The organism is Streptomyces sp. NPDC054813 (genome assembly GCF_053611365.1).
The window spans coordinates 321142-327244 of the sequence record NZ_JBSHAF010000003.1 but is presented as its reverse complement, the minus strand read 5'-3'; the positions used below and the strand labels follow the sequence as shown (position 1 = coordinate 327244).

The 6103-nt window shown below is 73.8% G+C and carries 7 protein-coding genes; 3 read left to right on the top strand and 4 right to left on the bottom strand.

Annotated features, from left to right (window positions below; translation table 11 throughout):
• The 3 genes from ACWGJB_RS07650 to ACWGJB_RS07640 form a co-directional block, all read left to right on the top strand.
• Positions 1-2117 (top strand): beta-xylosidase/alpha-l-arabinosidase (locus tag ACWGJB_RS07650; protein ID WP_453379294.1); only part of this gene is annotated, 2117 nt, incomplete at its 5' end.
• Between the two features lie 138 nt (positions 2118-2255).
• Complete coding sequence (locus ACWGJB_RS07645) at positions 2256-2927, top strand: DUF998 domain-containing protein (protein ID WP_453379293.1); 672 nt, start codon at positions 2256-2258, stop codon at positions 2925-2927.
• On the top strand, positions 2924-3562 hold the full coding sequence (locus ACWGJB_RS07640) for a TetR/AcrR family transcriptional regulator (protein WP_453379292.1): 639 nt from the start codon (positions 2924-2926) through the stop codon (positions 3560-3562). The genes ACWGJB_RS07645 and ACWGJB_RS07640 overlap by 4 nt, the downstream gene beginning before the upstream one ends.
• On the opposite strand, the gene ACWGJB_RS07635 is transcribed toward ACWGJB_RS07640, so the two are convergent.
• Genes ACWGJB_RS07635 through tsaB form a run of 4 tightly spaced genes read right to left on the bottom strand, consistent with a single transcriptional unit; the run spans position 3559 to position 6077 of the window.
• Entirely contained in the window at positions 3559-3825 is a 267-nt protein-coding gene (locus ACWGJB_RS07635; RefSeq protein WP_453379291.1) for a hypothetical protein, read from the bottom strand. The two genes, ACWGJB_RS07640 and ACWGJB_RS07635, sit on opposite strands and share 4 nt — an antisense overlap.
• Positions 3822-4913: a tRNA (adenosine(37)-N6)-threonylcarbamoyltransferase complex transferase subunit TsaD gene (tsaD, locus tag ACWGJB_RS07630; protein WP_453379290.1), complete on the bottom strand. Its 1092-nt coding sequence runs from the start codon at positions 4911-4913 to the stop codon at positions 3822-3824. The genes ACWGJB_RS07635 and tsaD overlap by 4 nt, the downstream gene beginning before the upstream one ends.
• Positions 4906-5403: a ribosomal protein S18-alanine N-acetyltransferase gene (rimI, locus tag ACWGJB_RS07625; protein WP_453379466.1), complete on the bottom strand. Its 498-nt coding sequence runs from the start codon at positions 5401-5403 to the stop codon at positions 4906-4908. The genes tsaD and rimI overlap by 8 nt, the downstream gene beginning before the upstream one ends.
• Before the next feature lie 17 nt (positions 5404-5420).
• Positions 5421-6077 carry a tRNA (adenosine(37)-N6)-threonylcarbamoyltransferase complex dimerization subunit type 1 TsaB gene (gene tsaB / locus ACWGJB_RS07620; RefSeq protein WP_453379289.1) on the bottom strand — a complete coding sequence of 219 codons (657 nt, stop codon included), beginning with the start codon at positions 6075-6077 and terminating at the stop codon, positions 5421-5423.
• Between the last annotated feature and the right edge of the window lie 26 nt (positions 6078-6103).

Genomic DNA, 6103 nt, shown 5'->3' with positions numbered 1-6103 from the left:
TGGTGTCCCACCCGCCGCCCCCCGAGCCGACGCCCCCCCGTAGCCCCCCCCCCCCGTCTCCGCCGGGGGGGGGGGGCCGCGCCCCCCCGCCCCCCCCCCCCCGGATCACCGCCGCCGGCCGGTTCGGCATCCCGGCGATCGCCCACGAGGAGTGCCTGGCCGGCTTCACGGCCTGGCGCGCGACGGCCTATCCGGTCCCGCTGGCCTGGGGCGCCGCCTTCGACCCGCCGCTGGTGGAGGAGCTGGGCCGGAGCATCGGCGCGGACCTGCGCTCGGTCGGCGTGCACCAGGGCCTGGCCCCCGTCCTGGACGTGGTCCGGGACCCGCGCTGGGGGCGGGTCGAGGAGACGATCGGCGAGGACCCGTACCTGGTGGGCACGATCGGCACGGCCTACGTCCGGGGCCTGGAGTCGGCCGGGATCATCGCCACGCTCAAGCACTTCGCGGGGTACGCCTCCTCGGCCGGCGCCCGCAACCTGGCCCCGGTCCGGGCGGGGGTACGGGAGTTCGCGGACGTCACCCTCCCCCCGTTCGAGATGGCGCTGCGCGAGGGCGGGGCCCGCTCGGTGATGGCGGCGTACAACGAGACGGACGGGGTCCCGGCGTCCGCGGACCCCCGCCTGCTGACCGAACTGCTCCGCGACGACTGGGACTTCACGGGAACCGTCGTCGCCGACTACTTCGGCATCGGCTTCCTGCAGACGCTGCACCGGGTGGCGGGCACGGAGGCGGAGGCGGCCCGCCTCGCGCTGGCGGCGGGCATCGACGTCGAACTGCCGACCCTGAAGTGCTACGGCCGCCCGCTGGTGACGGCGGTGCGGGAGGGCACGATCCCCGAGTCCCTGGTGGACCGGGCGGTCCGCCGGGTGCTGCTCCAGAAGTGCGAACTGGGGCTGCTGGACGCGGACTGGGATCCCGAGCCCCCGGCCTCGGTCGACCTCGACTCGACGGCCAACCGCGACCTGGCCCGGCGCCTGGCGGAGGAGTCGGTCGTCCTGCTGGACAACCCGGACGGCGTCCTGCCGCTGGCCCCCGACACCCGCATCGCGGTGGTCGGCCCGCGCGCGGCCGACGCCCTGGCCATGCTCGGCTGCTACTCCTTCCCGTCCCATGTCCTGACCCACCACCCGGAGGTCGACCTGGGCATCGCCATCCCCACCGTCCTGGAGTCGCTGCGCGCCGAACTCCCGGACGCGAAGGTGACGTTCGCCGAGGGCTGCGACGTCTCCGACCCGGACACCGCCGGCTTCACGGAGGCGGTGGCCCGGGCGGCGGAGGCGGACGTGTGCGTGGCGGTGCTCGGCGACCGGGCGGGCCTGTTCGGGCGGGGCACCTCCGGCGAGGGCTGCGACGTCGCCGACCTGTCGCTGCCCGGCGTCCAGGCCGACCTGCTGGACGCGCTGCTCTCGACGGGCGTCCCGGTGGTCCTGGTCCTGCTCACCGGGCGCCCGTACGCACTGGGCCGCTGGCAGGGCCGGCTCGGCGCGGTGGTGCAGGCGTTCTTCCCCGGGGAGGAGGGCGGCCCGGCGGTGGCGGGCGTGCTGTCGGGCCGCGTCAACCCGTCGGGGCGGCTGCCGGTGAGCGTCCCGCGGGTGCCCGGCGGCCAGCCCTGGACCTACCTCCAGCCCCCGCTCGGCCTGGCCGGCGAGCTCAGCAACCTGGACCCGACCCCGCTGTACCCGTTCGGGCACGGCCGCTCGTACACGACGTTCGCGTGGGAGCCGGTGTCGCAGCGCACGGCCGAGATCGGCACGGACGGTTCGTACGACGTGACCGTGGCGGTCCGCAACACCGGCGACCGGGCGGGCACGGAGGTCGTACAGCTCTACCTGCACGACCCGGTGGCGTCGGTGACCCGCCCGGACGTCCGCCTGATCGGCTACCGGCGCCTGGACCTGGCGCCGGGCGAGTCCCGCCGGCTGACCTTCCGCTTCCACACCGACCTCTCGGCGTTCACCGACCGGGAGGGGGTCCGGGTGGTGGAACCGGGTGCGCTGGAGCTCCGGGTGGGCGCTTCGAGCACCGAGGTCCGAGCCAGGGTCCGGCTGCAACTGACGGGTCCGGTACGGCGGTCGGGGCCGGACCGGGTGCTGCACTGCGAGACGGAGGTGAGGTGACCGCCGGGACGCGGCTGACGGCCTCCTGAAGTGCGGCAAGGCACTCCGCACGGGCCGCCACCGCACTAAGCGGATAGAAGTATCCGTTTAGTGCTACCGTGGCGCGTGTCGGCGTGGTCCGAAACGTGAGGAGTCCCGATGTCACGCAGCCGTCGGCTGTCGCTGGGAGCCGTCGCCCTGGTGGTGAACGCCCTGCAATGGGTGATCGCCGAAGCCGTCACCGCGGCGGCCTGGAACGATCCGCCCTACAGCTACGCCACCAACTACATCAGCGACCTCGGCGTGCCGGACTGCGGCACCACGTTCCAGGGCCGCGAGATCTGCTCCCCCTCGCACCAGCTGATGAACACCTCGTTCATGGTCCAGGGGATCCTCTTCGCGACCGGCGTGATCCTGCTGTCCGTACTGGTCAGCGGCCGTGCGCGGCGCGTCGTCGTCGCCCTCGCCGCCACCCACGGCGTGGCGTTCGTCCTGGTCGGGCTCTTCCACGGCTCCGCGCACGGGCCGGGCTACAGCCTGGTCGTCCATGTCGTCGCGGCCGCGATCGCCATCCTGTGCGCGAACACCGTCGTGATCATGGCGGGGTCGCTGCGCGGCCTCGGCGCCCCGCCGTCGTACCGCGTCTTCACTGTCACGGTCGGCGTGCTGGGCCTGCTCAGCGAGACCCTGGTCGGTGTCTCGACGAGCACCGCCGGGGTGTTCGAACGCGCCGGGGTCTACTCCTGGCTGCTGTGGGGCACCGTGACCGGCGCCCTGCTCCTGGCCGGCCGACTGTCCCGCCCGGCCGTACTGGAGAATGTCCCGGTGTGACCCGGGAAACGCAACGCCCGCTGCGCGCGGACGCGGAACGAAACCGTCGGCTGATCATGGACACGGCCAACCGCATGATCGCGCAGCGGGGTGCCGTCGTCACCCTCAACGAGATCGCCCACGAGGCGGGGGTCGGCGTCGGCACCGTCTACCGGCGCTTCGCCGACCTCCAGGCGCTGGTCGACGCCCTGTTCGCCGAGCGGTTCACCACGTTCCTGGGGCTCGCGGCGGCGGCCGAGGAGCACACCGACCCCGGCCGGGCCCTGCGCCAGTACCTGCTGGAGACGGCGCGCTGGCGGGCCGGGGACCGGGCCCTGGACGTCATCCTCGCCCACGCCGACCTCGACACCGGGCCGCTCGCCGCGATGCGCGACGAACTCGGCGGCCATGTGGACGGGCTGGTGGCACGGGCCGTGGCGGCGGGCGCGGTCCGCGCGGACTTCGCCAGCTCCGACGTGTACGCCTACCTGTACATGGTCGGCGCCGTCGTGGACCGCACCCACGACATCGCCCCCGACGCCTGGCGCCGCTACGCCGAGGTCCTGCTCATCGGCTTCGGCCTGGAACAGGCCCCGACCGCCGACACAGCGGCGATGACCGACGCCCAGATCCGCCGGACGTGGCCAAGGCCCTAGAGGGTTTCCACTCCGGCCGACTCGAAGCGCCAGCGGTGCACCGGGCGGGTCACCAGATCCCCCGGCGGGTCGGGGAGTTCGGGGCGGCCCGAGTCGTCGTACGACCCGTCCCACCAGGTGATCACCAGGACCCGGTCCTGCGGCGCCCGGAAGGTCTCCCGGCGCAGCGGGGCCGCGGGCAGGCTCTGCCCGCGCGCCCAGGTCAGCAGCTCCGCGCCCCGGCCCGCCACCGCCCGCGCCTCCCACATCAACGCGACCGTCACGAGTACAGGTTCTCCTTGCTGACCTCGTGCACGTGATCGTGGTGGTGACCCGGGACATGCGGGTCGGTCACCGGCAGGGAGCTGTCCGCCGAGAGGTCCCAGCTCGACGCGGCCCGGTTGCGCGCGACCATCTCGGCGCCGAGGGCGGCCACCATCGCGCCGTTGTCCGTGCACAGCTTCGGGCGGGGGACGCGGAGCCGGATGCCCGCGGCCTCGCAGCGCTCCTGGGCCAGGGCGCGCAGGCGGGAGTTGGCGGCGACCCCGCCGCCGATCATCAGGTGGTCGACGCCCTCGTCGCGGCAGGCCCGGACGGCCTTGCGGGTCAGGACGTCCACGACCGCCTCCTGGAAGGAGGCGGACACGTCGCGGACCGGGACGTCCTCGCCGGCCGCCCGCCTGGCCTCGATCCAGCGGGCCACCGCCGTCTTGAGGCCGGAGAAGGAGAAGTCGTACGCCGGGTCGCGCGGACCGGTGAGACCGCGCGGGAAGGCGATGGCCTGCGGGTCCCCCTCCTTCGCGTAGCGGTCGATGACCGGGCCGCCGGGGAAGCCCAGGTTCAGCACGCGGGCGATCTTGTCGAAGGCCTCGCCGGCCGCGTCGTCGATGGTCGCGCCGAGCGGCCGCACGTCGGAGGTGATGTCCGAGGAGAGCAGCAGGGAGCTGTGCCCGCCGGAGACCAGCAGGGCCATCGTCGGCTCCGGCAGCGGACCGTGTTCCAGCTGGTCGACGCAGATGTGGGAGGCGAGGTGGTTCACGCCGTACAGAGGCTTGCCGAGCGCGTACGCGTACGCCTTCGCCGCCGAGACGCCGACCAGCAGCGCACCGGCCAGGCCGGGGCCGGCCGTGACCGCGACGCCGTCCAGGTCCTTCGGACTCACGCCCGCGTCCTTCAGCGCGCGCTGGATGGTCGGGACCATCGCCTCCAGGTGCGCCCGGGACGCCACCTCGGGCACCACTCCGCCGAAGCGGGCGTGCTCGTCGACCGACGAGGCGACGGCGTCGGCGAGCAGGGTGGTGCCCCGGACGATGCCGACGCCGGTCTCGTCGCAGGAGGTCTCGATCCCCAGAACCAGGGGTTCGTCAGCCATTGATCTCGGTTCCTTGTCCGGAAGTGGGTCCGTCGGCGGGGCCGCCGCCTGGTTTCGTCGTCAGTCGCATCACCAGGGCGTCCACGTTGCCCGGCTGGTAGTAGCCGCGTCTGAACCCGATGGCTTCGAAGCCGAACCGCTCGTAGAGCTTCTGCGCACGGGTGTTGTCGACCCGGCACTCCAGCATCACCTCGGCGCACTCGAAGGCGGTCGCGGCCCGCAGCAGCTCGGTGAGGAGCTGTCCGCCGAGACCGGTGCCCCAGTGGTCGCGGGCGACGGCGATGGTCTGGATGTCGCCGAGTTCGCCCTGGGCGGCCAGCCCGGCGTACCCGACGACCCGGTCGTCCACCAGGGCGACCACATACCGCCGGGTCGCCTCCGGGCCTCTCGCGTGTGCCAGCTCGGACCAGAACATCCCCCGCGACCAGGCGTCCTCGGGGAACAGGCCCTTCTCCAGCTCCAGGACCCGGTCGATGTCCCACCAGCGCATCTCGCGCAACTGTGCGGTCACTTCGGGGTGACCACCTTGTAGTTCTTGGGCACCTGGGCGTCCGGCCGGCGCAGATACAGCGGCCGGGGCGCGGGCAGTTCCTCGCCCGCGGCCAGCCGCTCGACGGCGAGCGAGGCGAGGGCGGCCGCGGAGACGTGCCCGGGTTCGTGCACGACCGGGAAGGTGTCCGGGTAGAGCATCGCCCCGGCGCCGACGGCGGGCAGACCGGCGACCCGCTCGGCGATGTCGGCGGGCCGGTCGACGGCCGGATCCGTGAGCCGGGTGCGCGAGTCGGCGTACGTCGCCCAGTAGACCTCCTTGCGGCGGGCGTCGGTCGCCACCACGAACGGGCCCTTCTCGACGTCGGCCGCGTAGGCGAGCGCGTCGAGCGTGCACAGGCCGTGCACGGGCACGCCCAGCGCGAGCCCGAAGGTGTCCGCGGTCATCAGACCGACCCGCAGGCCGGTGTAGGGACCGGGACCGATGCCTGTGACGATCCCGGTGACGGCGTCCAGCTTGACCCCGGCCTCGGCGAGAACGCGGTCGACGGCCGGCAGCAGCAGCTCGCCGTGCCGGCGCGCGTCCACCTGGCTCGACGAGGCGATGACGGCCTCACCGTCGTGCAGCGCGACGGTGACGGCGGGGGTGGCGGTATCCAGAGCGAGCAAGAGCACGCGAACAGCCTACGGCTCCGACGCCG

Excerpts from the sequence above, each read along its gene's own strand:
- ACWGJB_RS07645 (WP_453379293.1), top strand. The coding sequence starts at position 2,256 with ATGTCACGCAGCCGTCGGCTGTCGCTGGGAGCCGTCGCCCTGGTGGTG.
- rimI (WP_453379466.1), bottom strand. The coding sequence starts at position 5,403 with ATGCGCTGGTGGGACATCGACCGGGTCCTGGAGCTGGAGAAGGGCCTG.
- tsaD (WP_453379290.1), bottom strand. The coding sequence starts at position 4,913 with ATGGCTGACGAACCCCTGGTTCTGGGGATCGAGACCTCCTGCGACGAG.